Genomic DNA, 26266 nt, shown 5'->3' with positions numbered 1-26266 from the left:
AGGCACCGAACGAAAGGGGCAGGAGCCCTTTGGTTACTTTGGGGCTTTTCCAAAGTGACTCGCTGTAAAAGCGAAACCGATAGCCGCCGTTACCGCAGAAACGGATATGTCCCCCCACCTTAAGTGACCAGAATCAAGCCCACCTGCCGGGCTTTTTCGTTTCTAGGATTCACACAGGCAAGTAGTTGTCATGAAATGAAAAGCCATTGTCGTCTGATGAGAAGCGACTCGCCAGACGGCGTCCTACAGTCCAATCAGCGCAATTCGACGCAGCACGCCCATCTTGCAGATTGGAGAATAAGAAAAAATGGCCAAAGCCGTACGCTTCTACGAAACCGGTGGTCCCGAAGTCCTTCGTTATGAGGAGGTCGAAGTTGGCGATCCCGGTCCAGGCCAGGTTCGTCTTCGTCATGTGGCGGTTGGCCTGAACTATGCCGACACTTACTTTCGCAATGGCACTTACCCGATCCCGATGCCCAATGGCATGGGGGTTGAAGCCTCCGGTGTGGTCCAGGCCATCGGCGAGGGGGTTACCAATGTCCGCGTGGGTGATCGCGTCACCTACACCGGTTTTCTCAATACATTGGGGGCCTATAGCACCGAGCGTCTGATCCCGGCCGCGCCGTTGATCAAACTGCCGGAAACCATCAGTTTCGAGACCGCCGCAGCCATGACCATGCGCGGCCTGACGTCCTCGTACCTGATGCGGCGCATTTACGATTTCAAGGCCGGCGACAGCATTCTGTTGCACGCCGCCGCTGGTGGTGTGGGCCTGATCGTTTCACAGTGGGCCAAGCTGCTCGGCCTGACCGTCATCGGCACCGTGTCCACCGAGGTCAAGGGTGAAATTGCCCGGGCCCATGGCTGCGACCATGTCATCAATTACAGCCACGAAGATGTCGCCCAGCGCGTTCGCGAGCTGACTGACGGCGTCGGTGTCAACGTGGTGTTCGACAGCGTCGGCAAGAACACCTTCATGGGTTCGCTGGATTCGCTCAAGCGCCGCGGCCTGCTGGTGTGCGTCGGCACGGCATCCGGTCCGATCCCGGCCTTCGATCCGGTGATGCTGGCGATGAAAGGCTCGCTGTTCATGACCCGTCCAGCCCTGGCCGACTACATCGCCGACCCGGCGGAAAAAGCCGCGTTGGCGGGCGAGTTGTTCGACCATGTCGGCAGCGGTCGGATCAAGATTGAGATCAACCAGCACTACGCCTTGCAGGATGCTGTCCAGGCCCATCGCGATCTGGAATCACGCAAGACCACGGGCTCGTCGATTTTCGTCATTTAAGGGAGTCGTCTGCCATGAAAGTCGAACAATTGACCTGCAGCATTGGCGCGGAGCTGGTGGGCGTCAACCTCGCAGACGCGGTGCATGACGACGGTCTTTTTGCCGAGATTCGTGCTCAGCTGCTCAAGCATCGGGTGGTGTTCTTGCGTGATCAGGACATCACTCGCGCCGAGCACGTGGCGTTCGCCCGGCGCTTTGGCGAGCTGGAGGATCATCCGGTGGCCGGCAGCGATCCGGATCATCCCGGGCTGGTGCGCATCTACAAGAACCCGGACCAGCCGATGGACCGCTACGAAAACGCCTGGCACACCGACGCGACCTGGCGCGAGGCACCGCCGATGGGCTGCGTACTGCGCTGCGTTGAGTGCCCGCCGGTGGGCGGCGACACCATGTGGGCCAACATGGTCGAGGCCTACGCCCGCTTGCCGGAGGACGTGAAGGTGAAGATTGCCGACCTGCGTGCCCGCCACAGCATCGAAGCAAGTTTTGGCGCCGCCATGCCGATCGAAAAGCGTCTGGCGCTCAAGGCGATGTACCCGGATGCCGAGCACCCGGTGGTGCGTACCCACCCGGAAACCGGGGAGAAGGTGCTGTTCGTCAACGCCTTCACGACGCACTTGAGCAACTACCACACCCCCGAGCGGGTGCGCTTCGGCCAGGACGCCAACCCTGGCGCGAGCGAGTTGCTGCGCTATTTGGTCAGCCAGGCCTACATCCCTGAGTATCAAGTGCGCTGGCGCTGGAAACCCAACAGCATCGCCATCTGGGACAACCGCAGCACCCAGCACTACGCCGTCATGGATTACCCGCCGTGCCATCGCAAGATGGAGCGTGCCGGGATCATCGGCGACAAGACTTACTGATCGACCCCTTCTGCATTCGCACTCGTAAACACGTCTGCCCGGCACGATCCCGGGTGGGCGCGACAATCATAAAAACAGGAGTAACTCATGCAATTTTTCGACGATTCCCTGCACCCGGAAAACATGGAAAAGGTGGTCATCACTGTGGCCCCGTACGGCCCGGAATGGATGCCGGAAGACTTCCCCGAAGACATCCCGCTGACCATGGACGAACAGGTGCAAAAAGCGGTCGATTGTTATGAGGCCGGTGCCACCGTCTTGCACTTGCATGTGCGCGAGCTGGACGGCAAGGGTTCCAAGCGTCTGTCCAAATTCAACGAGTTGATCGCCGGCGTGCGTGAAGCCGTGCCGGACATGATCATCCAGGTCGGTGGTTCGATTTCCTTCGCACCGGAAAGCGATGGCGAAGCCGCCAAGTGGCTGTCTGACGATACGCGACACATGCTGGCCGAGCTGACGCCAAAACCGGATCAGGTCACGGTGGCGATCAACACCACCCAGATGAACATCATGGAACTGCTGTATCCGGAATACCTGAAGGGCACTTCTCTGGATAACCCGTTGATCCACGCGGCCTACAGCGAAATGACCGTACCGGCAGGCCCGGCCTGGGTCGCCGAACACCTCAAGCGTCTGACGGACAACGGCATCCAGCCGCACTTCCAGCTGACTGGCATGCATGCCATGGAGACCCTTGAGCGTCTGGTGCGCAAGGGCGTCTACAAGGGCCCGTTGAACCTGACCTGGATCGGTATTGGCGGCGGTTTCGATGGCCCCAATCCGTTCAACTTCTTCAACTTCATCCACCGCGCGCCAGACGGTTGCACCCTGACCTCCGAGTCGCTGCTCAAGAACGTCATGCCGTTCAACACGATGTCGATGGCCATGGGTTTGCACCCGCGTGTGGGCAATGAAGACACTATTATTGATCATAAGGGCGATCGTTTCGGCTCCGTTGCGCAGATCAAGCAGACCGTGCGCATCGCTCATGAACTGGGTCGCGAAATCGCCACCGGCAAAGAAGCCCGTGAGATCTACCGCATCGGCGTGCAGTACCAGAGCATCGAAGAAACGCTGCTGGCCAACGGTATGGCCCCCAACCGCAAGGCTGGGCAGAAAGGTGTGCCGCAACGCGGCTGATCGGCAGACGACGCGGGAGGTCAATGGCCTCCCGCTCGCTGCACTGCAACACGCTTGATAACAACAATAAAACAAAGCTTTGAGGAGGCTGCATGGCCTTTCACCCAATCGCCGCAGACGATGACGACTGTGCTGTCGGTGTTGCGCGCCCGTACGCCTGGATCGTCTTTGCACTGACGTTCGGGCTGTTGATTTCCGATTACATGTCGCGCCAGGTGCTGAACGCGGTGTTCCCGATGCTCAAGGGCGAATGGGCCCTGAGCGACGGCCAGCTCGGCCTGCTCAGTGGCATTGTCGCGCTGATGGTGGGGCTGCTGACATTTCCCCTGTCATTGCTGGCGGATCGCTTTGGCCGGGTCAAGAGCCTGGCGCTGATGGCCTTGCTGTGGAGTCTGGCGACGCTGGGCTGCGCAGTGGCGCAGGACTACCCGCAGATGTTCATTGCACGATTCATGGTCGGCGTTGGCGAAGCGGCATACGGCAGCGTCGGCATTGCGGTGGTGATTTCGGTGTTTCCCAAACACCTGCGAGCAACGCTGGCCAGTGCTTTCATGGCGGGCGGTATGTTCGGTTCGGTATTAGGGATGGCGCTGGGCGGTGCAATCGCCGCCAAGCTGGGCTGGCGCTGGTCGTTTGCCGGCATGGCGCTGTTTGGCCTGCTGCTGGCAGTGCTTTACCCGGTCATCGTCAAGGAAGCGCGCATTGCGCCGCAACGTGCCTCCCTGGCGGCGAACAAGGCGGCGGCAGCGGTCAAGCGTCCGTTGCGTACGCTGTTTTCCAGCCGCTCGGTAATCGCTGCCTACGTCGGCAGTGGCTTGCAACTGTTCGTCGGCGGCACCGTGATTGTGTGGATGCCCAGTTACCTCAATCGTTATTACGACATGGCCACGGACAAGGCGGGCGGTGTCGCGGCGATCATCGTGCTGTGCAGCGGTGCGGGGATGATCCTGTGCGGCATGCTCAGCGATCGACTGTCGCGCCATGCGCCAGAGCGCAAAGTCGCTTTGGCCATCGCCTATTGCCTGGGCAGTTGCCTGCTGTTGTCGGCGGCTTTCGCCCTGCCGGCAGGGCCTGTGCAATTGGTGCTGATCTGCCTGGGCATGTTGATTGCCGCCGGCACGACCGGCCCTTGCGGCGCGATGGTTGCCAACCTGACCCATTACTCGGTCCACGGCACGGCATTCGCCACGCTGACCCTGGCCAACAACATGCTGGGGCTGGCGCCTGGGCCGTTCATCACCGGCAAGGTGTCCGACCTCATTGGCTTGCAGGCTGCTTTTCAATTAGTGCCACTGGTCAGCCTCGCCGCAGCGGCCGTGTTCTTTTATGCCAAGTGTCATTACCACAAGGACATTGCCCGGCTTAAGGGTGAGCGGGTCAACGATCCGGTGGACGAATCCGTGTTAGAGGTGAAGTTGTGAGTGGTCGTTTACGTATTGATGTGTTCTTCGATTTCATCTGCCCCTGGTGCCTGATCGGCAAGCGTCAACTGGAGCATGCGCAGGTACAGTTTCGCAGTCGCCACCCGGATGTGCAGATCACCACGGTGTGGCATGGCGTGCAGTTGCTGCCTCAGTTACCGGTGCAAGGTGAACCCTTCGCCGACTTCTATCGCAAGCGTCTGGGCAATGCCGAGGCTATGACCATGCGTCAAGCCCAGGTACAGCAGGCTGCCGCGGCGGTTGGACTGACCATCGACCTCAGCCACATCGAGACGATGCCCAACACCGCAGACGCCCACCGTCTGTTCGAACGAGTCAGCGTACTGGGCAATGCTACTCAGCGTGAAATGCTGCTCGAACGGCTGTTCGCCGCTTATTTCCGCAAACGTGAAAACCTGGGGTGCCGCGAGACCTTGCTCGCCATTGCCCGCTCCTGCGGCGTCGATACGGGCGTGGTGCTCGATTGCCTGAAGGGCGACGCCACGTCATTTGAAGGCTTCCCCGGCGCGACCAGTGGCGTGCCGAGCTTTCAGTTCGACCGCCGCATGACGGTGATCGGTGCACAACCTGCTCAGGCGCTGCTCGAGGCCATGAACGAATCACTCAAGAAACGTGATCACGAGCGGCAACCGGCATGAGTCTCCGTATCCCCGTGCCTGCCGGAAAACTCCCGCAGGCGGGCGGTCGTGCACTGTTCGAATTCGATGACAAAAGCCTGGCGTTATTCAACGTCGACGGTGACGTGTTTGCCATCGACGACAGTTGCCCGCACCAGGGCGCCTCGCTGTGTGGCGGGCGCCTTGAGGGGCGGGTGATTCAGTGCTGCGCCCATGGCCTGCGCTTCGATCTGCGCAGCGGTTACCTGCTCAATTCCACCGCAGTCAAAGTCGCCAACTACCCGGTCGAGATCATCGACGGCCAGGCATTCATCGTCATCGTTCCCGAGGAGGCCGCGCCATGAGCGCCATCGCTCTCACCCGTATCCACAGCCGAACGCGCGAACTGGCGCCAGGTTTAGTCGTCAGCTTGATCGTTGCTGCCGCCGCGTCTTTTTTGTCCGAGCACTACGGTGCGCCGGTGATGCTGTTCGCTTTGTTGCTGGGCATGGCGCTGAATTTCCTGGCCGGTGACGGCGCCTGCAAGGCCGGCATCGAGTTCACAGCACGCACCGTGTTGCGCATTGGTGTGGCGCTACTGGGCATGCGCATCACCCTCGAACAAATGGCTGCGCTGGGCTGGAAGCCTGTGGCCCTAGTGGTGATTCTGGTGGTGGTGACGATCGGCGTCTCGGTGATCGCGGCCAAGGCGCTGGGCTTTCAGCGTTTGTTCGGCATGCTCACCGGTGGCGCCACCGCGATTTGTGGTGCGTCGGCCGCGTTGGCGCTGGCGGCGGCATTGCCGAACCATCCGCAGAAAGAACGCGCGACGTTATTCACGGTGATCGGGGTGTCGGCGCTGTCGACCCTGGCGATGATCGTGTACCCGATGATTGCCAACTGGCTGTCGTTGTCGCCACAAGTGGCGGGCGTGTTCCTGGGCGCCACCATCCACGATGTCGCCCAGGTCGTCGGTGCCGGTTACAGCATGTCGACCGAGACCGGCGACACGGCCACGGTGGTCAAGCTGATGCGCGTTGCCATGCTGCTGCCGGTGATCGTGTGTGCGGCCATGATCACCCGCATGCAGGGCGCTGACACGACCGGCAAACGACCGCCGCTGCTGCCATGGTTCGCCGTCGGGTTTCTGATTCTGGCCTGTATCAACAGCACCGGATGGGTGGCCCCGGCGGTGCAGGGATCGGTCAATGAATTGTCGCGCTGGTGCCTGGTGGTTTCCATCAGCGCCCTGGGCATGAAAACCCAGCTCAAGGAGCTGGCGGCGGTGGGCATCAAGCCGATCCTGCTGATGGTGGGGGAGACGGTGTTCCTCGTCGTGCTGGTGCTGTTGTTGCTGCGTTGGGGAATGTAGGCACACAACACTGTGGCGAGGGAGCTTGCTCCCGCTGGGGTGCGAAGCGCCCCTCTTCCAGGACCACTGTATTTTTTCAGAAAGTACGCGGCGACTGTTTTGGGGCTGCTTCGCATCCCAGCGGGAGCGAGCTCCCTCGCCACAGGACTCCTAGGCCGGTGTCATAAACACCGGTTTTTTTGCGGCGACTGTGCCAGCAGTCGCCGCTTTTTTTGCGTCCCTTTCAGTCGTCCCAAGGTTCCGTGGAGCCGGGCAGAGTGCTCGGTTCGCTGGGTGGCTTGGGTTGCTTTTGTGCGCTGCGCCAAGCCGCCGGCGGCATGCCGAACTGGGTGATGAACCAGCGTGTGAAGGAGCTCGCCATGGAGTAGCCGAGCATGTCGGCGATCCGGCCCAACGAGTAATTCGGATTTTCCAGGTAGCGCAACACCAGGTCACGGCGCACGTCGTTGATCAGGTCGTTGAAGGCGCAGCCGTCGTCTTTGAGGCGTCGTTGCAGGGTCCGAACGTTCATGCCCTGGGTCTGGGCGATCTGCTCGATGGTGGCGCGTCCCATCGGCAACAACAGGTAGATGGCTTTGCGCACCTCGAACAGCATCGACTGGCCTTCGTGGTTCAGCAGCGAGTCGAGGTAACTCTGGGCATAGCGCGCCATGGCCGGGTCGGCATGCGGGTTGGTCATGTCGAGGCTGGCATTGGGACAGACAATGCCATTGAACTCGCTGCCGAACTCCAGTTTGCAGCCGAACAGACGGCGATGCAGTTGCAGGTTGTCGGGCGGCTGGTGCGTGAAGTTGACACTGTAGGGATGCCAGTGTGCGCCGAGCAGGGCGGCACACAGGCGGAACATCACCCCGATGGCCAGTTCATTGGCCTGTCGGCAGGGCATCGGCGATTCGGTGACCACCTCTTCGCGAATGATCACCATCTTGCCAGCCTCCTCGATGAAGAGGGCCAGCGAATCGTTCATCAGATGACGGTAGTGCACCAACACTTGCAACGTATCACGCAGCGTGCGCTGGTGGCTGAGCAACAGACTGACCACGCCGAAGTCCGAGAGCTGGCGCGACTCGGCCATGCTCAGGCCGAAACTCTGGCAGCCACTGGCGGCAGCCGAATCCTCCAGCAGACGCACGGCAGCGTCGATGGGAATGCGATGTTCAGGGGCTTGCAGCTGGGCTTTGCTCAAGCCGACGCCGGCCAGTACATCGCGCGGATTGAACCCCAGGTACTGAGTGACCTCCAGGTAGTTGGTCAAGACGGCGGCGCGAACAAGCTTGGGCATGCGAAGGTCTTTCCTGGGCCGGTTGCGATTCAAATTTGCGTGGCGACTATATCCAGCACATCAACAATTGAACAGTTGTGACGTTGGCGAGGGCACTCGCTCAATGCTGTCCAAAATCACACCGTTGTTGTGGAGCAATCGACGCTCACCCATTGATTACAGTGAGCTGTAGAGAACCTGCGGGTATATTCGACCAATGGTCGCCGTGCGCCAACACCTGGAAATTTGTCATGAAAAGAAAAGTGCCTGACGTCCAATGAAAAGCGCCTCGGTCGGGCGCTCTTTAATGTCAGTCCTACAAAAAGCCCCTGGCGAATAGAGCCAGTCGAGTTATCGAGAAAGCGAAGGTGTTGACGTGGACAAACTGCAAACTGCCGCAACCGTTCTGATCGTACCGGGTCTGCGCGAGCACGTTGCCGAGCATTGGCAAACGTTGCTGGAAACCAGGCTGTGCAAGGTACGCAGCGTGCCGCCGCTGGAAACCGACAAGCTCGATTGCAGCAAGCGGGTCGAAGCGATTCAGCATGAACTGGAGCAGATCGACGGGCCGGTGATTCTGGTCGCTCACAGCGCCGGCGTGTTGATGGTTGCGCATTGGGCAGCGCGGCACAGTCGGCCGATCAAGGGCGCGCTGCTGGCCGCTCCGCCGGACCTTGATGCCCAATGGCCGCAAGGCTACCCATCCGCTGAAACCCTGCGCACCCAGGGTTGGGACCCTCTACCCAAAGGCCGGTTGCCATTCCGCAGTGTGGTGGCCGCCAGTACCAACGACCACCTCGCCAGCCTGGACGCTGCCACTCGCATGGCGAAAGGTTGGGGCAGTGAACTGCTCAATCTCGGCGAAGTCGGTCATCTCAATCCTGCTGCCGGATATGGGCGCTGGCCACACGCCGAAGCACTCATCCTCGAGCTGGATAGCTAGTTCAGGCGCCGGTTGGCCCGCGCCATCCGGCAATTGCCCTCACTCCTGAAAACGTAAACCCCTGGAACAAGGGGTTGCGCGAGGGCGGCTGCGCTTAAAACAAATACAAAAAGGCGGAGACAACGCAATGCACAACAATAAGAGTCACGGGTTCGCACCCTCGCGTTACACCTTGTTGGCCTCGGCCATTCTGGCCGCCGCCGTGCCGGTCGCGCAGGCGGTCGAGTTCGACACAGGTAACCCGGACTGGGCCGTACGTCTTGATAACACCGTGAAGTACAACTACGGCGTACGCACCGAAAGCGCTGATAAACGCATGCTGGGAACGCCGAACAACAACGACGGCGACTACAACTTCCGTAAGGCCGGGACCAACATCACTAACCGTATCGACCTGTTGACCGAGATGGATGTGGTCTACCAGAACCACATGGGTTTTCGCGTCAGCGCCGCCAGTTGGTACGACAAGGCCTACGAGAACACCGGTTCCAACTCCAACCCGTTCGTCAACGGCAACGACGCAAGGTCGGGACTGGTCGCCAACGACCCACGTCTGGCCGCGGTCACCGGTGACAACGTCGGCAACGGCAGCCCGCACCTGAGCAACTATGCCCAGCGTTACTACACCGGTCCGTCCGGCGAAATCCTCGATGCCTTCGTGTTCTACAGCACCGAAGTGGGCGATGAATCGCTGCTGAGCGTCAAGGCCGGTCAGCACAACGTGTTCTGGGGCGAGACCATTCTCAACCCGGTGCACTCGATCAGTTACGGTCAATCGGGCCTGGACCTGGCCAAACTGGCCGCCTCGCCGGGCACTGAAGCGAAGGAACTGTTTGTTCCGCGTAATCAACTGTCGATGTCGTTCACGGTCAACCCAGAGTTGACTCTAGCGGCCCAGTACTTTCTCGACTGGGACGCCGCTCGCCTACCGGAAGCCGGCACCTACTACGGCGGCTCCGACCTGGTCGGTTTCGGCGCTCAGTCGTTCCTGCTGGGTAACACTAATGCTGTCGTGCCTGGCAGCCCTCTGGGTTGCGGCCTGGCGCCGTGCAATGCATTGACCAACGTCCGTCGCGGGCACGACCTGACGCCGGACAAGCGCGGTGACTGGGGCGTTATGGCCAAGTGGTCGCCGGCCTGGCTGGATGGCACCCTCGGCGTTTACTACCGCGAAACCTCGGAGATCCTGCCACAAGCCTGGCTGGATGCCAGAGGCCTGAGTTCGGCCAACCCCAATGGCACCCGGCCGGCAGGGCAAGTGCCTGCGGTGGTCAACACGCTCAACTCGCTGAGCACGGCCACCTATCAAATGGCCTATGCCGACAACATCAAGATCGTTGGCCTGAGCCTGTCCAAGGATGTGGGCGGGGTGAGTGTGGGTTCGGACCTCAACGTTCGGCACAACATGCCGCTGGCCAGTATTCCGGCAATCGTCAGCACCACCAGTCCGCTGGGCCTGGGCCAGGGTCTTGGCCTGCTGCCGGCGCGCACGCCCGGCACCGGTGTGGTCTATGACACCCCGCAAAAGGGCGACAGCATGGCCGCCACCGGCGACACCTTGCACTGGACGGTCAACGGTCTGATGACCCTGCCGAAAACCCCCGTGTTCGATTCGGCGACCCTGCTCGCCGAGTTGTACTACAGCAACTTGCTCAAGCTCGATAGCAAGAACGAGGCGCTCTACAAAGGCAAGGGCACCTACCACGGCATCGACCAGCCGACCCGTGACAACTGGGGCATCGCGGTCAACTTCACACCGACCTGGTACCAAGTGTTTCCCGGTGTCGACCTCAATGCGCCGATGTCCATCAACCTCGGTCTCGATGGCGTGTCACCGGTCTCCGGTGGCGGTGCCAAAGATACCGGTAACTACGCCGTCGGCCTCGGGGCCGTTGTGTACAACAAATACTTTGTCGACCTGAAGTACGTGGACTCTTTCGGCAAGGCCGACAAGTGCAATGTCAGTGGTGTGAGTACCGGTCCGAACGGAGGTGACGGCTCCACGCCGAATGCCTTCAGCGGCAATGAAAACTACGCCTGTTACGCCGGTGGCTACTCAGCCTTTTCCGGTGGTGGTGCAACGACTGAGGACCGTGGCGCCGTTTACCTGACGATGAAAACCACTTTTTGATTCACCACTGATTTGCTGAATGCAAGCAGGAGAATAACAAGATGAAATTCGCCAAAACCGTGTTGGCCGCTTCGCTGGCCATGGTCCTTGCCGCCCAGGCACAGGCCGCTGTTTCAACCCAGGACGCTGCCAAACTGGGCAGCAGCCTGACCCTGGTGGGCGCCGAAAAGGCCGGGAACGCTGATGGTTCCATCCCCGCTTATGACGGTGGCCTGACCACGCCGCCGGCCAGTTTCAAATCCGGCGACAGCATGCGTCCGGATCCCTTCGCCAACGAAAAACCGTTGCTGGTGATCGACGGCAAAAACGCCGATCAGTACAAGGGCTTGCTCAGTGCAACCACGGCGGAACTGGCCAAACGTTTCCCGAGCTTCCACGTCAATGTCTACCCGACCCACCGCACCGTTTCGCTGCCCAAAGCCATACTCGATAACGGCGTGAAGAATGCCAGCGGCGCCAAGTCCCTTGAAGGCGGTTTGGCTATCGATAACGTGCTGCCGGGCGTGCCGTTCCCGATCCCGCAGTCGGGCAACGAAGCGATGTGGAACTTCCTGCTGCGCTATCAAGGCGTGAGCATCAATTCCAAGTACGACTCCTGGAACGTCGACTCCGCTGGCGTGCCGAGCCTGGCGACCACCGGGCAGGCGTTCATTTCCTATCCGATCTACGAGAACCTCGCGCAGCCGATCAGCAGCGCCGACGTGTACTACCAGATGAAGCTGTCCTACACCGGTCCCGCACGCCGGGCCGGTGAAGCGGTGATGCTCAAGGACGCGGCCAACCCATTGCAGCAACCGCGCCGCGCCTGGCAATACCTGCCGGGCCAGCGTCGGGTCAAGCTGGCACCGAACCTGGCTTACGACACGCCTAACCCTGGCACCGCTGGTGCGGGCACCTACGACGATGTTTTCGTGTTCAACGGTGCACTGGATCGCTACGACTGGAAGCTGGCGGGCAAGCAGGAAATGATCGTGCCCTACAACACCTACAAGCTGACTTACGCCCAGGATCCCAAGTCGCTGACCACCGCAAATCACCTGGCACCTGACTACGTGCGTTGGGAAAAACACCGCGTCTGGGTGGTGGAGGGCAACCTCAAGGCCGGCGCTCGACACATCTATCAGAAGCGTCGCTTCTACCTCGATGAAGACAGCTGGACCGCTCTGGCCTCTGACCAATACGACGCCCGTGGTCAGCTGTACCGTGGCTCCTTCGCGTTCCTCAGCCAGAGCTACGACAAGCAGATCCCGGATTCCACGCCCTTCATGATCTACGACCTGGTGGGCGGTTCCTACAACATCAACGGCGTGGTCGGGCCTTACGGCGGCATCAAGTACATCGATCCGCTCTCCAAGGCGCAATGGTCGTCGGAATCCCTGGCCGGCAGCGGCATTCGCTAAGCCAACCGCAATAAAGCGCCCGCAGGGTCCACTGCTTACAAGGCGTGGACCGTGCGGCGGTCGGTGCACGCCGATCGTCGCGGGCGCCCGGTGTGAACGTCAGACACACGGATGTGTGTCCCGGCGCGGTTTTCCGAAGAGGACGCGGTATGTGTTCGTATAAGAATTATTTGCAGGTGGCGTTTGGCGTTGTGCTCGGCCTGTTGCAGGGTGTCACCCACGCGGGCGATTACGTCGATGTGCTGGACCTGCCCGCCAGGGTCAGTGCGTTGGCCATCAACAGTCCGTTGTCCGGCATGGCCCGCGCCGGTGAGCGCGTGATCGCCGTCGGCCAGCGTGGCCATATTCTGTTTTCCGATGATGCCGGCAAGCACTGGCAACAGGCCGCTGTGCCGGTCAGTGCCGACCTCAATGCCGTGAGTTTTCCTTCCGCCACCCAGGGATGGGCGGTGGGCGGCGACGGCGTGGTGTTGCACAGCAACGACGCGGGGGCGACCTGGCGCAAGCAACTGGACGGCCGCGAGATCGGTGCCTTGCTGGTCAAGCATTACCAGGCGTTGGCCCTTGCAGAACCTGACAACGAACAATGGCCGCTGCTGGTCGCCGAAGGTGAGCGCCTGGTGGCGCAGGGCGCTGACAAACCCTTGCTCGATGTCTGGTTCGCCAACGACCGCCTCGGCTATGTGGTCGGGGTGTTTAACCTGATCCTGCGCACCGAGGATGGCGGTCAGAGTTGGACCCCGTTCCAGGACCGCACCGACAACCCGCAGGGCTTTCACCTCAACGCCATCGCTTCCACCGGCGATGCGCTGTACATCGCCGGCGAGCAGGGCTTGTTGCTGAAATGGGATGACGCCCAACAGCGGTTCGCCGCTGTGCAAACACCTTATCAGGGCAGTTTTTTCGGTGTGCTCGGCAAGCCCGGGGAAGCGCTCGTCTACGGCTTGCGCGGCAATGTGCTGCGCAGCACCGATGGCGGTATCAGCTGGACCCCGCAGGACAGTGGGCTGCACGTCAGCATCACCGCCGGCATTGTCGATGCGCAAGGTGATTACCGCTTGTTCACTCAGGGCGGGCAGATGCTGGTGAGCCAGGGCACCGGTGCGCAAATGCGCTGGGTGCAGCACGCCGAGCCGGTCCCGGTGACGGGCGTCACGCGCGCCGCCGACGGTGCGCTGGTGGTGGTTGGCAGCCGTGGTGCACGGACGCTGTCCGTTGATAAGCCCTCGAACCTTTAGAGCGAGAACCCAGACATGGGCAATATCAAACAAGAAACCATGCCGGTGATCCGCGATCTGCGGGATTTCGACCGCCAATCCGGCAATCGGCTGGAGCGGCTGGTGTTCAACTACCGTCCGCTGTTCATGCTGCTGATGGCGCTCGCCACCGTGGTGTTGGGCTACATGGCCGCGACTCGCCTGGAGCTGCGCCCCAGCTTCGAGAAAATGATTCCGCAGAGTCAGCCGTACATCCAGAACTTCCTGGAAAACCGCCAGTCGTTGCGCGGTCTGGGCAACTCGGTGCGGGTGGTGGTGGAGAACACTCAGGGCGATATTTTCGACCCCGGATACCTCGACGTGCTCAAGCAGGTCAATGACAAATTGTTCCTCACCGAAGGCGTCGACCGCGCCTGGATGAAGTCGCTGTGGAGCCCGGCGGTGCGCTGGACTGAAGTCACCGAGGAAGGTTTTCAGGGTGGTCCGGTGATGCCCGATACGTATGAGGGCAAGCCTGAGCAAATAGAACAGCTGCGCCAGAACATTTCCCGCGCCGGTATCGTCGGCAGTCTGGTGGCCAGCGACTACAAATCGAGCATGCTGATCGTGCCGCTGCTGGACAAGGCCACGGCCAGCGGTCAACGCATCGACTACCATGCCTTTTCGCAGATGCTCGAAGAGCAGTTGCGCGACAAGATCGAGTTCGCTGGCGACAGCGCTGCACGCAAAGCCGGGGAGGAGGGTAAGGGTCAGTACAAGGTCCGGGTGATCGGTTTCGCCAAACTGATGGGCGACCTGATCGACGGGTTGATTCAGGTGATGATGTTCTTCGGCCTGGCCGTCGTCACTTCGCTGATCATCATTTACGCCTACACCCGATGCGTTCGTAGCACCTTGCTGGTGGTCGGCTGCTCGCTGATCGCGGTGGTCTGGCAACTCGGCATCGTCGCCTGGCTCGGCTATGCCATCGACCCGTACTCGGTGCTGGTGCCTTTTCTGATTTTCGCCATCGGTGTGTCCCATGCTGCGCAGAAGATGAACGGGATCATGCAAGACATCGCCCGTGGCACCCACAAGCTGATCGCCGCGCGCTACACCTTCCGCCGTCTGTTCATTGCCGGCGTCACGGCGCTGCTGGCCGACGCCGTCGGATTCGCGGTGTTGATGCTGATCGATATTCCAGTGATCCGCGACCTGGCGATCACCGCCAGTATTGGTGTGGCGGTGCTGATTTTCACCTCTCTATTGCTGATGCCGGTGGCGCTGTCTTATGTCGGCGTTGGCGCCAAGGCTGCCGAGCGTGCGCTGAAAATCGACACGCGTGCAGAAGGGCACAAAGGCTTCGGCAAACTGTGGGACTTGCTCGACCGCTTCACCACGCGCAAGTGGGCCACGGGCGCGGTATTGGTTGCGGTGCTGATGGGCATCGGCGGCTTCATGGTCAGCCTGCAACTGAAGATCGGCGATCTGGAAAGTGGCGCGCCGGAGTTGCGTGCAGACTCGCGCTATAACCGTGACAACGCCTACATCACCAGCCACTACGCGCTGTCCAGCGACCTGTTCGCGGTGATGATCAAGACCGCACCGGAAGGCTGTCTGAACTACAAGACATTGATCCTCGCCGACCGTCTGGCCTGGGAGCTGCAGCAATATCCGGGCGTACAGGCGACGGCTTCGCTGGTCAACGCGGTGCGCCAGATCACCGCCGGCACCTACGAAGGCAACCCCAAGCTCAACAGCATCCAGCGCAATCAGGACGTGCTGAACTACGCCGCGCAGCAAGCCTCGGTCAACTCCCCGGAGTTGTTCAACACCGATTGTTCGCTGATGCCGGTGATCACTTTCCTCAAGGATCACAAGGCCGAGACGCTGGATGCGGTGGTGGGCATCGCCGAAAAATTCGCCCGGGACAACAACAGCGAAGACCGACAGTTTCTGCTGGCAGCCGGGTCGGCCGGGATTGAGGCGGCGACCAACATTGTGGTGCGTGAAGCCAATCGCACGATGCTGTTGTACGTCTATGCGGCGGTGACGCTGTTCTGCCTGATCACCTTCCGCAGTTGGCGCGCGACCCTGGTCGCCCTGTTGCCACTGGTGCTGACGTCGATCCTCTGCGAAGCGTTGATGGTGGCCATGGGCATTGGCGTGAAGGTCGCGACCCTGCCGGTGATCGCATTGGGCGTGGGCATCGGCGTGGATTACGCGTTGTACCTGCTCAGCGTGCAGCTGCATTACCAGCGCCAGGGCCTGCCGCTGTCTCAGGCTTACCGCAACGCCGTGTCGTTTACCGGCCGGGTCGTGGGCCTGGTGGGCATCACCCTGGCGGCCGGCGTGGTGTGCTGGGTCTGGTCGCCGATCAAGTTCCAGGCCGACATGGGCATCCTGCTGACCTTCATGTTCCTGTGGAACATGCTCGGGGCGCTGATCCTGATTCCTGCCCTGTCTTATTTCCTGCTGCGTCACCCCGTTCCGCAAGACCAAGTGGCGCACGCCGGTGCAACCGGCACATCCCAACGCCAGGGTATGCCACATGCCCTGACCACTTCCGAGTAAGCCAACCATGTCTGATTACAAAGCTCCTTTGCGCGATATGCGCTTCGTACTCAACGAAGTCTTCCAGGTGTCCCGGCTATGGGCCCGACTGCCTGGCCTGGCCGAGGTGATCGATGAAGAAACGGCCGCCGCGATCCTTGAAGAGGCCGGCAAAATCAGTGGCGAAGTTATCGCACCGTTGAACCGCAGCAGCGACGAGCAGGGCTGCACCTGGAGCAACGGCGCAGTCACGGCGCCGGACGGTTTTGTCGCGGCCTACCAAGCATTCGCCGAAGGCGGTTGGGTCGGCGTGGGCGGTGATCCGCAGTTCGGTGGCATGGGCATGCCCAAGGCGATTTCGGCTCAGGTCGAGGAGATGGTCAACTCGGCCAGTCTGTCGTTCGGCCTGTACCCGATGCTGACTGCCGGTGCGTGCCTGTCGATCAATGCCCACGCCAGTCAGGAACTCAAGGAACGCTATCTGCCGAACATGTACGCCGGCACCTGGACCGGCTCCATGTGCCTGACCGAGGCGCATGCCGGCACGGACCTGGGCCTGATTCGCACCCGAGCCGAACCTCAGGTCGACGGCAGTTTCAAGATCAGCGGCAGCAAGATTTTCATCACCGGCGGCGAGCACGACCTGACCGAAAACATCATTCATCTGGTACTCGCGCGGTTACCGGATGCGCCCGCCGGCCCTAAAGGTATTTCGCTGTTTCTGGTGCCCAAGGTGCTGGTCAATGCCGATGGCTCGCTGGGCGAGCGCAACGCTCTGTCCTGCGGTTCCATCGAGCACAAGATGGGCATCAAGGCCTCCGCCACGTGCGTGATGAACTTTGACGGGGCGACTGGCTGGATCATCGATGCGCCGAACAAGGGCCTGGCGGCGATGTTCACCATGATGAATTACGAACGTCTGGGCGTGGGCATCCAGGGCCTGGCGCTGGGGGAGCGTTCGTACCAGAGCGCCGTCGAATACGCCCGCGAGCGGCTGCAAAGCCGTTCGCCGACGGGCGCGCAGAACAAGGACAAAGCCGCCGATCCGATCATCGTTCACCCGGATGTGCGGCGCATGCTGTTGACCATGAAAGCCTTGAACGAGGGCGGGCGGGCGTTCTCCAGCTACGTGGCCCTGCAACTGGATATCGCCAAGTACAGCGATGACGCGACAAGCCGCAGCCGCGCCCAGGAACTGGTGTCACTGCTGACCCCGGTGGCCAAGGCATTCCTCACCGACATGGGGCTGGAAACCACGGTGCATGGCCAGCAGATTTTCGGCGGCCACGGTTACATCCGCGAGTGGGGCCAGGAGCAATTGGTTCGCGACGTGCGCATCACCCAGATCTACGAAGGCACCAACGGTATCCAGTCACTGGACCTGGCCGGGCGCAAAATCGTCGGCAGTGGCGGGGCGCTGTACCGTTTGTTCGCCGCCGAAATTCGCAATTTCACCGCCAATGCCTGCGCTGACCTCGGTGAGTTCACCAAACCGTTGAACGCCGCCGTCGACACCCTCGACGAACTGACCGCATGGCTGTTGGACCGAGCCCAGAACAACCCGAATGAAATCGGCGCGGCTTCGGTCGAGTACCTGCACGTGTTCGGCTACACCGCGTACGCCTACATGTGGGCACGAATGGCCAAGGCTGCCATGAGCACGCATTCCAAGGACGCTTTCTACGCCAGCAAACTGGCCACCGCGCGGTTCTACTTCGCCCGTCTGCTGCCACGCATTCACTCGTTGAGCGCATCGGCCAAGGCTGGCAGCGAATGCCTCTATCAATTGGATGCAGAGCAGTTCTGAGCCCACGTAAAAAGGACCGGGAACCACAACCATGATGGCGACAAAAATAATTCCGCCCGCCGACGGCGCCTACGCCTATCCCTTGCTGATCAAGCAATTGTTGCTGTCCGGCGTGCGCTACGAGCCGGGCCGGGAAATCGTGTATGCCGACAAGCTGCGCTACAGCTACCAGACCCTCAACCAGCGGATCCGCCGGCTGGCCAACGCCTTGACCGCTGCCGGCGTCAAGGCCGGGGACACCGTGGCCCTGCTCGACTGGGACAGCCATCGCTACCTGGAATGTTTCTTTGCCGTGCCGATGATCGGCGCGGTGCTGCACACCGTGAACATCCGTCTTTCGCCGGATCAGGTGCTCTTCACCATGAACCATGCCGAGGACGACCTGGTGCTGGTGCATGATGATTTTCTGCCACTGGTTGAACAGATTCAGGGGCAGCTCAAAACCGTCAAAGGTTACCTGCAGTTAACGGACGACACAGCCACTCACACGTCGCTACCGGTGCTGGGGGAATATGAACACCTGTTGGCCGGGTCGGCCGACCAGTACGACTTTCCCGATTTCGATGAAAACTCCGTCGCGACCCTGTTCTACACCACGGGCACCACTGGCGCCCCCAAAGGCGTGTATTTCACCCACCGCCAATTGGTCTTGCACACCTTGAATGCTGTCGGCACTTTGGGCGTCTATCAGGGGTTGCCGCTGCTGCGCTCTGATGATGTCTACATGCCGATCACGCCGATGTTTCACGTGCATGCCTGGGGTGTGCCCTATGTCGCTACCTTGATGGGAATCAAGCAGGTGTACCCCGGCCGCTACGAGCCCAACAGCCTGGTCAGGCTGTATCGAGAGGAGAAGGTCACGTTCTCCCACTGTGTGCCGACCATTCTGCAAATGATCCTGAACTGCGAGGAAGCGCAACGGACTCGTTTCGATGGCTGGAAAATGCTCCTGGGCGGCAGCGCGCTGACATTAGGTATTGCCAGCGAAGCGAGCGCCAAAGGTATTCAGGTGCACAGCGGTTACGGCATGTCGGAAACCTGCCCACTGCTGTGCCTGACTTACCTGCGAGACAAAGACCTCGATCAATCCACGCAAGCCCAACTGGCCACCCGCATCAAGACGGGCACGCCTGTGCCGATGGTCGACCTGAAAATCATCGATGCCAGTGGCAATGACGTTCCACACGACGGCGAGTCCCTGGGCGAGATCGTGGTGCGCGCCCCATGGCTGACCCAAGGCTATTTGAAGGAGCCCGAAAAGGGCGCCGAGTTGTGGCACAACGGCTGGCTGCATACTGGCGACATGGCCTCTATCGACGCGTTGGGTGGAGTGGAAATCAAGGATCGCATCAAGGATGTGATCAAGACGGGCGGGGAATGGATCAGCTCCCTGGAACTGGAGAGCCTGATCAGCGAGCACTCGGCCGTCATGTCAGTTGCGGTCGTGGGCATCGCCGATGAGCAATGGGGCGAACGGCCGATGGCGCTGGTGGTGTGCGAGCCTGGGCAGTATCTCGACCGCAAGATCCTGGAGACGCACCTTCAAGGATTTGTCGAGCGTGGCCGCATCAACAAATGGGCGATCCCCAAGCAGTTCAAGTTCGTCGCAGAAATCCCTAAAACGAGTGTCGGGAAGATTAACAAGAAGCTCATCAGGGAGAGCGAATTGGGCTGAAAAAGGTGTGTGGGAGGGCACGTGAACTCTGCCTGGACGTCGCGAGGTGATCTATTTCAGATCAGTCTGTTTTGGGCCGCGAAGTCGGCGTCCTGGTTCTGGAGTTCGCGGAACCTCAATGCCCTGGCCGATGCCGAGGATTTCATCCTCATCACCAAGCGCATCAACGGCTGGAGCAATGGCCTGGCCAAGCGCCAAGCGTTCTACGCGACCGCGCTGAGGGCGCTGAGGGCGCTGGCATGAGCGCGATCCTGCTCCGACTCCTTCCTTATATATCTGCGCTGCTGATCGGCGCCACCGGTGCCTGGATGTGGCAGGCCAATAGCTACAGAAAGATTGTCTCCGACAAAAAATCGAGCTATCGAAAAGCAGCAGACTGCCGAACAGGCGCTCGCAGACCTCGACCAGAAAGCCCAGAAGGAAAAGACCGATGGACTTGCCGAAAATGAAACTCTGCGCCGCGCTGCTGCTGACTCTGCTCGCCGGCTGCGCATTGCGGGAAGTTGTCGTGCCAGTAGTGGGGAGGTGCCCGATCCCGCCAGTTCCGCCAGTCTGGGCAATGCAGGCACCGTCGAACTCACTGCAGCTTCTGGATCAACTGCTTTCGATATCCGCGCTAGGATCATTGCCGATCAAGCAGCTCTAAGGGCACTGCAGCAGTATGTACGTGAGGTGTGCTTGCGGTAGATGCATTTTCATTGCGCCATGACAAAAAGGCTTGCTTGAGCGGATTCTGAGGGGAGACATCATTTAGAAGGCCCGTTTCCACCCATTCTTCTTTTTTCGGCAGTCGTAGTGTGCCAAACACCAGGTCTAATACCGGAAAGAACGCTGCATAGTTTGAGTTGTGATATTGAGCTTCCTTTCCATGATGCAGTCTGTGCCATTGCGGGCCTGAGATTATTCGGGTGAAGGGGCCCAATGAGAAACAGACATTCGCATGATTGAAGTAGCCCCAGCCACTAAACAATATCAATGAACCTAGATAGGGAACCATGTTCCCCCCGCAAATTATTGCGGCAGGTATGTGCGCAAGAAAAAAGCCGATTAATGCACCTCCTACGCTCTGGCGTAGAGAGGTTGAGGCATTCATGTGCGCATCGCTGTGATGCACTCTATGGAATGCCCACAGGGCAGCATATTTGTGCTCAAGTCGATGGGTCCAGTATTGGAAAAAGTCCCAAATGAATGCATAGATGAGAGTGGCAAGGATGCCACCGACTATGCCTTTTGATTGCCAGTCCGGCACGATGCGCTCAAGCAGCGATATGCTCGGTAAGAGTTGCGCGCATCGATTCAATAGCGGGGCTGCAAAAGCTAAGCCGATTAGCAATAAAATGAAGACTTTGATGTTGTGCCACCTACCGCCTAAGCCGGGGTCGGCTACTGCTGGCCTCCACCGCTCAAATAACCAAACGCCACCCGTCATCATGACTGCGATCATCACTTCCTTAGCGTTGCCTTGAAACACCTGGATGATGTAGTGCAAGAAATCGTTCATCGCCGCCCCATTTTTTGTGGGCGAGTCTACAGAGACCCAGCTTGTCAGGTCCAATGCGATCGAGGGCATCGGGCCAGAACCGATCAACGCGCTGCTCGATGTCAGGCAATTTGGTGCGATCACTGGGTGGCGATATGTAGAGCAGCGTGGACGAGGTAGGCGGCGAGCTGGATGCGAAGTCGTGTTGATGTGGGGAAGGGGGCGCATGCTCCACGAGTTGTCGCAATCGCAATCGCAATCACCGACGACCAAGGACTGATCGCCCTCGCTGCATGCCAGGTATACGTACGGACAGTGTCACGTTGAGTCCTTGTCGTGTAACTGGCGGCGTAAGTCTTCGATGAGTCGCTCCTTTCCTTGGGTAATTATCTGGAGGTCTCGCTGCGCAGTACGCAACGCTGACAGTTCGCCAGATCGGTCACGAATTTTTTTCCTGGCATCATCGCGATCCCGGATCCCGTGAGGCTTCGGCGTGCATTTGTACCAGGTCGAAAATCCCCCGCAACTTGCACCAGAACTCGCCATCATGACCGACCCCAGGCAAATCGAAAAGCACCTGACAGCGGCCATCCGTCGCTCGCTGGAAGACGCAGAACGCTTGTCCTCGGCGGATTTTGAACACGCTCTGACGACGAATTAAATCAATGCCTACTGAAATCCAAAATAGTGCAGAGGTGTACTGGGAGACATATTTTCGTGGGCTCCATCCTGCCCCTGACGTCTGAGCGAATGTTCAGTCGCCAGCCTGCTTCGTCCCGGTGTTAGCCGCGAGGGGTGAAAGAAAGTAACGTTCGCAAGACATCGCGGCTGACCTCGGTTGTTTTAATAAACGCGTTGAACAAGGGGCACAACGCTACGGCCCTCATTACTCAGAAGCGAGCGCGGCATCACCCCTCACCGGTTGGGTGCTAGCGGCCGTCTGGCGACCCACCTTGAACCATGCGGCATACAACGCAGGGACGAAGAAAATCGTCAGCAGCGTCGCCACCGTAAGGCCGCCCATGATCGCGATTGCCATCGGCCCCCAGAACACACTGCGCGTCAGCGGGATCATTGCCAGCACGGTGGCCAGCGCCGTCAGCATCACCGGACGGGCTCGGTGAATGGCGGCGTCCAGCACAGCATTCCATGGGTCGCGTCCTTCGGTGATCTCGATCTGCACTTGATCGATCAGGATCACTGCGTTGCGCATGATCATGCCACCCAGTGCGATGATGCCCAGGATCGCAACGAAGCCCAGCGGCGACTGGAACACCAGCAGCGCCGGCACCACACCGATCAGGCCCAGCGGTGCGGTCAGCACGACCATCCACATGCGGGAGAAGTTCTGCAGTTGCAGCATGAGCAACAGCAGGATGGTGATCAGCATCAGCGGGGCCACCGCGATCAGCGCCTTGTTGGCCTTGTCGCTTTCCTCAACGGCTCCTCCCGTGTCGATGCGGTAGCCCGACGGCAGCTTCGCTTCGATGTCCTTGAGCAACGGCTGGATCTCCTGCGTCACCGATACACCTTGTTCGCCATCCTTCACGTCGGCACGCACCGTGATTGCCATATCGCGGTTGCGGCGCCAAAGCACTGGCTCTTCCAGTTCAGAGCGCACCTGTGCGACTTGCGACAGCGGCACCACCGTGCCCTGGCGCGTGTAGAGGTTGATGTCTTTCAGTGTGTCGAGGCTCAGGCGCTCAGCGGGCACGGCACGGGCGACGATGTCGATCAGGTCCTCGTGCTCACGCAGCTGCGACAAGGTTGCGCCGTTCATCACGGTCTGAGTCGCCAGCGACACGTCGGCCGGCGTGAGACCAAGCGCGCTCGCCTTGTCCTGATCAAGTTCCACTTTCAGCGTGCGCACCGGGTCGTTCCAGTCGAGCTGGAGGTCGCGCACCTTCGGGTTGGACGCAATCACGTTCTCCACCTCGCGAGCGATCTGGCGCACCTTCTGGGTATCAGGCCCTACGACGCGGAACTGCACCGGGTAGCCGACAGGTGGCCCCAATTCGAGCCGGGTCACGCGCACCCATGCCTGGGGGAATTGCTGGTCAGCCGAGGCCACCAGCCGCGCACGTACTCGCTCGCGTGCATCCAGATCTTTGGTCATCACAACGAGCTGGGCAAATCCCGGATTGGGCAGCTCGGGGTTGAGCGAGAGATAGAAACGCGGTGCGCCGGCGCCGGTGTAGGCGGTATAGAAACGCACGTCCTCGTCCTTCGCCAGGATCTCCTCCATGTGCTTGACCTGCTCGGTCGTCGCGGCGAATGAGGAGCCTTCCTTGACGCGCAGGTCAATGACCAGTTCAGGGCGCGAACTGTTGGGGAAGAATTGCTGCGGCACCAGCTTGATACAGGCCAGAGCAAGCACCAGTGCGGCAACCGTCGCACCGATGACCACCCAGCGGCGCTCGATGGCGGCGTCGATCAGGCGGCGCAGGTTGCGGTAGAACTTGGTGTCGTGCGGATCCGCGTGCTGGTGCGTGCCCAAGTCGTTGGGCAGCATCTTGACCGCCAGGTACGGTGTGAAGATGCCGGAACAGATCCACGAGAACAGAACCGCGGCGCCAACGATCCAGAAAATCCCCCCCGCGTACTCGCCAGTGGTGGACTTCGAGAGGCCAATCGGCAGGAAGCCCACGACCGTGATGAGTGCGCCGGTCAGGCGCGGCATGGCGGTGGACTGATAGGAGAAGGCGGCCGCCTTCACGCGGTCCATGCCGGTTTCCATCTTCGCCACCATCATCTCGATGGCGATGATGGCGTCATCCACCAAAAGTCCCAAGGCGATAATCAGTGAGCCGAGCGAGATGCGTTCGAGGTTCCAGCCCATCGCCAGCATCACCAGCGCCACGCCGCCCAGCACCAGCGGCACCGTTGCCGCGACCACGAGACCTGCCCGCCAGCCCAGGCTGGCCAGGCTCACCGCGATCACGATGATCAACGCCTCGGCCAGTGCGCGCCCGAAGTCCAGGATTGCATCCCTCACCGTGGTGGGCTGGTCGGCCACGAGTTCAAGTTCCACGCCATGCGGGAGCTCCGACTGGATCTTGGCGACGGCCGCGTCCATCGCTTTGCCAAGGTCCACGATGTTGCCGTCGCTGGTCATTGTGATGCCGAGCATCAGCACGGGCTCGCCGTTGTGGCGGACCGTGTAGGTGGGCGGATCCTCGAAACCACGTGTAACGGTCGCAATGTCGCCGAGCTTGATCTGCCGGCCGCCCGCGGCGATGGGCACGTTGCGGATAGCCGCTTCGCTGGTGAACTGGCCGCTCACGCGCACCATGACGCGGTCGCCGCGGGTGTCGATCTGGCCTGCGGGCACCATGGCGTTCTGGCTCTTGAGGCTTTCGGCAATGACCAGTGGTGTGATGCCCAGCGCGGCCAGGCGCTCATGCGAGAATTCGACGTAGACACGTTCGGCCTGCTTGCCGATGAGATCGATCTTCTTGACCATCGGCACCTTCAGCATCTGGCGCTTGATGTCCTCGGCCGCGTGCGACAGGTCGGCGTGACCGACGCCGTCGCCCTTGATGGCGTACATCAGGCCATACACGTCGCCGTACTCGTCGTTCAGGATCGGGCCGATCACGCCGTCAGGCATCTCGAGGCTCAGGTCGTTGAGTTTCTTGCGCGCCTGATACCAGGCTTCACGCTGGTCAGCCTTGGAAGTGCCGCCGCGCACGGTAAGCGTCATGCCTGCATAGCCTTGCCGCGCGTAGGTGACCACCTTCTCGAAGTTGTCGATCTGCTCGAATTTCTTCTCTATGCGGTTGAGGACCTGGTCCTGCAACTGCTGGGCAGTGGCGCCCGGCCAGATGACCATGGCGGTCATGGACGGCACGGAAAAGTTCGGATCCTCGAGCTGGCCGAGCCGGGTGAAGCTGAAGGCGCCAGCCACCGCGACAATGAGGAGTATGAACAGAACGATGGCGCGATGGCGCAGCGCCCAGTCGGTGAGGTTGAAGTTGTTCATCGGGCGGCCTGCTGCGTGGTATTGGCGTCAACGATCGCCGCACCGGGGAGCGCGACCTTCAGTCCGGACGTCATCTTCTGGATGCCGGCGGTGACGACCAATACGCCAGCCTGCGGCCCGGAGACGAGCACCTCATCGTTGCGATAGCCCCACACCGCAACAGGCTCCAGATCGACGATGCCGACCGGATCCTTGCCCGTGGGCGTGACCACCCACAGCGCCGGCTGACCGCCGCTCTGCGTCAATGCAGTGGCTGGCACTGCCGCCACAGAGGCACTTGTCATGACTCGCTCGGCCATCACCGTGGCGGTGGCGCCCAGTGGCAATGCCTGCAACGGCTGGAGCCGCGCGCGATAGGTGCGCGTCTGTGCTGCGGCCTGCGGCGACAGCTCGCGCAGCGTGACATCGAAGACCTCGCTCGGCGCACTGGCCAGCGACGCCTTGAAACGCGCGTCCTTGAAGACAGCCAGTTGATCCTCGGGTACGTCGATGACGATCTCGGATTCATCCGGATTCGCGATCGAGACAACCGGTTGACCCTCGGGCACGACCTGCCCGGCCTCAAAGCGCACAGCCGTGACGACGCCGCTACGCGAGGCGCGCAACACGGTGTACTTGAGACGGTTGCGCGCGAGTTCGAGCTTTCGCGCCTCGGCCTCGGCGGTCGCATGCGCGGTTTGGGCATTGGTCTGCGCGCGCTCGGCGTCGGCCGCACTGACCGAGCCGTCAGCCTTCAGTGCGGTCAGGCGCTGGCGGTCCGAGTCGGCTTGGCGTGTCTGCTCGACGGCAACCGTCCACTGTTGTCGCGACGCTTCCTCAGCGAGGCGGTAGTCGGCGTCATCCAGTACAGCCAGTATGTCGCCTTCGCGCACAAACTGGCCTACCTCGACCTTGCGCTGGGCGACCTTGCCGCCCACGCGGAAGGCCTGGTCGACTTCATGTCGCGATTGCACGGTGCCCACGTAGCGACTGATGTCGCGAGCATTGTCGTAGCTGATTTCAGCGGTACGCACCGGTCGGGGTGCCGGCACTGTGGGCTGGTCGGGGCTACACGCGGACAGCATGACGGCGACGGCCAAGGCGCCGGCCGCAGTAAGGGAATTCTTCAAGACGGTTCCTCTTTGGAAAACGAGAGAT

19 protein-coding genes and 2 pseudogenes are annotated in these 26266 nt (G+C 60.8%); 17 read left to right on the top strand and 4 right to left on the bottom strand.

Annotated elements, in window-relative coordinates; all coding sequences use genetic code 11:
* Positions 1 to 307 precede the first annotated feature (307 nt).
* The 7 genes from VD17_RS19370 (at position 308) to VD17_RS19340 (ending at position 6701) form a co-directional block, all read left to right on the top strand.
* The gene (locus VD17_RS19370; protein WP_033061524.1) at positions 308 to 1288 is read left to right on the top strand and encodes a quinone oxidoreductase family protein; all 981 of its coding nucleotides are present in this window, start codon (positions 308 to 310) and stop codon (positions 1286 to 1288) included.
* Between the two features lie 14 nt (positions 1289 to 1302).
* The gene (locus VD17_RS19365) at positions 1303 to 2151 is read left to right on the top strand and encodes a TauD/TfdA dioxygenase family protein (protein WP_046055198.1); all 849 of its coding nucleotides are present in this window, start codon (positions 1303 to 1305) and stop codon (positions 2149 to 2151) included.
* 87 nt (positions 2152 to 2238) lie between these two features.
* On the top strand, positions 2239 to 3291 hold the full coding sequence (locus tag VD17_RS19360) for a 3-keto-5-aminohexanoate cleavage protein (protein ID WP_046055197.1): 1053 nt from the start codon (positions 2239 to 2241) through the stop codon (positions 3289 to 3291).
* Between the two features lie 92 nt (positions 3292 to 3383).
* Positions 3384 to 4712: an MFS transporter gene (locus tag VD17_RS19355; RefSeq protein WP_046055196.1), complete on the top strand. Its 1329-nt coding sequence runs from the start codon at positions 3384 to 3386 to the stop codon at positions 4710 to 4712.
* Positions 4709 to 5371 carry a DsbA family oxidoreductase gene (locus VD17_RS19350; protein ID WP_046055195.1) on the top strand — a complete coding sequence of 221 codons (663 nt, stop codon included), beginning with the start codon at positions 4709 to 4711 and terminating at the stop codon, positions 5369 to 5371. Before VD17_RS19355 ends, VD17_RS19350 begins: the two co-directional genes overlap by 4 nt.
* Positions 5368 to 5694 carry a Rieske (2Fe-2S) protein gene (locus VD17_RS19345; protein ID WP_046055194.1) on the top strand — a complete coding sequence of 109 codons (327 nt, stop codon included), beginning with the start codon at positions 5368 to 5370 and terminating at the stop codon, positions 5692 to 5694. The genes VD17_RS19350 and VD17_RS19345 overlap by 4 nt, the downstream gene beginning before the upstream one ends.
* On the top strand, positions 5691 to 6701 hold the full coding sequence (locus VD17_RS19340) for a YeiH family protein (protein WP_046055193.1): 1011 nt from the start codon (positions 5691 to 5693) through the stop codon (positions 6699 to 6701). The genes VD17_RS19345 and VD17_RS19340 overlap by 4 nt, the downstream gene beginning before the upstream one ends.
* Positions 6702 to 6924: 223 nt before the next feature.
* Here VD17_RS19340 and VD17_RS19335 read toward each other — a convergent pair whose 3' ends face one another.
* Positions 6925 to 7983 (bottom strand): AraC family transcriptional regulator, encoded by a 1059-nt coding sequence (locus VD17_RS19335; RefSeq protein ID WP_046055192.1) that lies wholly within the window; start codon positions 7981 to 7983, stop codon positions 6925 to 6927.
* A 355-nt stretch (positions 7984 to 8338) separates the two neighbouring features.
* Here VD17_RS19335 and VD17_RS19330 point away from each other — a divergent pair, with 355 nt between their 5' ends.
* From VD17_RS19330 to rz1, 9 genes and pseudogenes are all read left to right on the top strand, one after another.
* Positions 8339 to 8905, top strand: coding sequence for an RBBP9/YdeN family alpha/beta hydrolase (locus VD17_RS19330; RefSeq protein ID WP_046055191.1), 567 nt, complete (start codon positions 8339 to 8341; stop codon positions 8903 to 8905).
* Between the two features lie 127 nt (positions 8906 to 9032).
* Positions 9033 to 11036 (top strand): DUF1302 domain-containing protein, encoded by a 2004-nt coding sequence (locus VD17_RS19325; protein ID WP_046055190.1) that lies wholly within the window; start codon positions 9033 to 9035, stop codon positions 11034 to 11036.
* A 41-nt stretch (positions 11037 to 11077) separates the two neighbouring features.
* Positions 11078 to 12436: a DUF1329 domain-containing protein gene (locus VD17_RS19320; protein WP_046055189.1), complete on the top strand. Its 1359-nt coding sequence runs from the start codon at positions 11078 to 11080 to the stop codon at positions 12434 to 12436.
* A 149-nt stretch (positions 12437 to 12585) separates the two neighbouring features.
* Complete coding sequence (locus VD17_RS19315) at positions 12586 to 13674, top strand: WD40/YVTN/BNR-like repeat-containing protein (protein ID WP_046055188.1); 1089 nt, start codon at positions 12586 to 12588, stop codon at positions 13672 to 13674.
* 15 nt (positions 13675 to 13689) lie between these two features.
* Positions 13690 to 16206, top strand: coding sequence for an efflux RND transporter permease subunit (locus tag VD17_RS19310; RefSeq protein ID WP_046055187.1), 2517 nt, complete (start codon positions 13690 to 13692; stop codon positions 16204 to 16206).
* 7 nt (positions 16207 to 16213) lie between these two features.
* Entirely contained in the window at positions 16214 to 17992 is a 1779-nt protein-coding gene (locus VD17_RS19305; RefSeq protein ID WP_046055186.1) for an acyl-CoA dehydrogenase C-terminal domain-containing protein, read from the top strand.
* Between the two features lie 31 nt (positions 17993 to 18023).
* Complete coding sequence (locus VD17_RS19300; protein ID WP_046055185.1) at positions 18024 to 19667, top strand: fatty acid--CoA ligase; 1644 nt, start codon at positions 18024 to 18026, stop codon at positions 19665 to 19667.
* Between the two features lie 75 nt (positions 19668 to 19742).
* Positions 19743 to 19910: pseudogene (locus VD17_RS19295) on the top strand (glycoside hydrolase family 19 protein); the annotation flags it as partial.
* 187 nt (positions 19911 to 20097) lie between these two features.
* Positions 20098 to 20313, top strand: coding sequence for a lysis system o-spanin lipoprotein Rz1 (rz1, locus tag VD17_RS32680; RefSeq protein WP_046055183.1), 216 nt, complete (start codon positions 20098 to 20100; stop codon positions 20311 to 20313).
* Here rz1 and VD17_RS19285 read toward each other — a convergent pair.
* Complete coding sequence (locus tag VD17_RS19285) at positions 20290 to 21168, bottom strand: sterol desaturase family protein (protein ID WP_046055204.1); 879 nt, start codon at positions 21166 to 21168, stop codon at positions 20290 to 20292. The genes rz1 and VD17_RS19285 overlap by 24 nt on opposite strands.
* A gap of 496 nt (positions 21169 to 21664) precedes the next feature.
* On the opposite strand from VD17_RS19285, the pseudogene VD17_RS32675 reads away from it, so the two are divergent.
* A pseudogene (locus VD17_RS32675) lies at positions 21665 to 21808 on the top strand (terminase small subunit); the annotation flags it as partial.
* Positions 21809 to 22033: 225 nt separating this feature from the next.
* Here the strand turns inward: VD17_RS32675 and VD17_RS19280 are convergent.
* Together VD17_RS19280 and VD17_RS19275 are read right to left on the bottom strand one after the other, a co-directional pair.
* Positions 22034 to 25129 (bottom strand): efflux RND transporter permease subunit, encoded by a 3096-nt coding sequence (locus tag VD17_RS19280; RefSeq protein WP_046055182.1) that lies wholly within the window; start codon positions 25127 to 25129, stop codon positions 22034 to 22036.
* A complete protein-coding gene (locus VD17_RS19275; protein WP_046055181.1) occupies positions 25126 to 26238 on the bottom strand; it encodes an efflux RND transporter periplasmic adaptor subunit in 1113 nt (370 codons plus the stop codon). Before VD17_RS19275 ends, VD17_RS19280 begins: the two co-directional genes overlap by 4 nt.
* Positions 26239 to 26266 lie beyond the last annotated feature (28 nt).

Source organism: Pseudomonas fluorescens (assembly GCF_000968015.1).
Classification (GTDB): domain Bacteria; phylum Pseudomonadota; class Gammaproteobacteria; order Pseudomonadales; family Pseudomonadaceae; genus Aquipseudomonas; species Aquipseudomonas fluorescens_W.
This window is presented reverse-complemented; position numbering and strand designations above follow the sequence as displayed.

Excerpts from the sequence above, each read along its gene's own strand:
- VD17_RS19370 (WP_033061524.1), top strand. The coding sequence starts at position 308 with ATGGCCAAAGCCGTACGCTTCTACGAAACCGGTGGTCCCGAAGTCCTT.
- VD17_RS19365 (WP_046055198.1), top strand. The coding sequence starts at position 1,303 with ATGAAAGTCGAACAATTGACCTGCAGCATTGGCGCGGAGCTGGTGGGC.
- VD17_RS19360 (WP_046055197.1), top strand. The coding sequence starts at position 2,239 with ATGCAATTTTTCGACGATTCCCTGCACCCGGAAAACATGGAAAAGGTG.
- VD17_RS19355 (WP_046055196.1), top strand. The coding sequence starts at position 3,384 with ATGGCCTTTCACCCAATCGCCGCAGACGATGACGACTGTGCTGTCGGT.
- VD17_RS19345 (WP_046055194.1), top strand. The coding sequence starts at position 5,368 with ATGAGTCTCCGTATCCCCGTGCCTGCCGGAAAACTCCCGCAGGCGGGC.
- VD17_RS19340 (WP_046055193.1), top strand. The coding sequence starts at position 5,691 with ATGAGCGCCATCGCTCTCACCCGTATCCACAGCCGAACGCGCGAACTG.
- VD17_RS19335 (WP_046055192.1), bottom strand. The coding sequence starts at position 7,983 with ATGCCCAAGCTTGTTCGCGCCGCCGTCTTGACCAACTACCTGGAGGTC.
- VD17_RS19325 (WP_046055190.1), top strand. The coding sequence starts at position 9,033 with ATGCACAACAATAAGAGTCACGGGTTCGCACCCTCGCGTTACACCTTG.
- VD17_RS19320 (WP_046055189.1), top strand. The coding sequence starts at position 11,078 with ATGAAATTCGCCAAAACCGTGTTGGCCGCTTCGCTGGCCATGGTCCTT.
- VD17_RS19315 (WP_046055188.1), top strand. The coding sequence starts at position 12,586 with ATGTGTTCGTATAAGAATTATTTGCAGGTGGCGTTTGGCGTTGTGCTC.
- VD17_RS19310 (WP_046055187.1), top strand. The coding sequence starts at position 13,690 with ATGGGCAATATCAAACAAGAAACCATGCCGGTGATCCGCGATCTGCGG.
- VD17_RS19305 (WP_046055186.1), top strand. The coding sequence starts at position 16,214 with ATGTCTGATTACAAAGCTCCTTTGCGCGATATGCGCTTCGTACTCAAC.
- VD17_RS19300 (WP_046055185.1), top strand. The coding sequence starts at position 18,024 with ATGATGGCGACAAAAATAATTCCGCCCGCCGACGGCGCCTACGCCTAT.
- rz1 (WP_046055183.1), top strand. The coding sequence starts at position 20,098 with ATGGACTTGCCGAAAATGAAACTCTGCGCCGCGCTGCTGCTGACTCTG.
- VD17_RS19285 (WP_046055204.1), bottom strand. The coding sequence starts at position 21,168 with ATGAACGATTTCTTGCACTACATCATCCAGGTGTTTCAAGGCAACGCT.
- VD17_RS19280 (WP_046055182.1), bottom strand. The coding sequence starts at position 25,129 with ATGAACAACTTCAACCTCACCGACTGGGCGCTGCGCCATCGCGCCATC.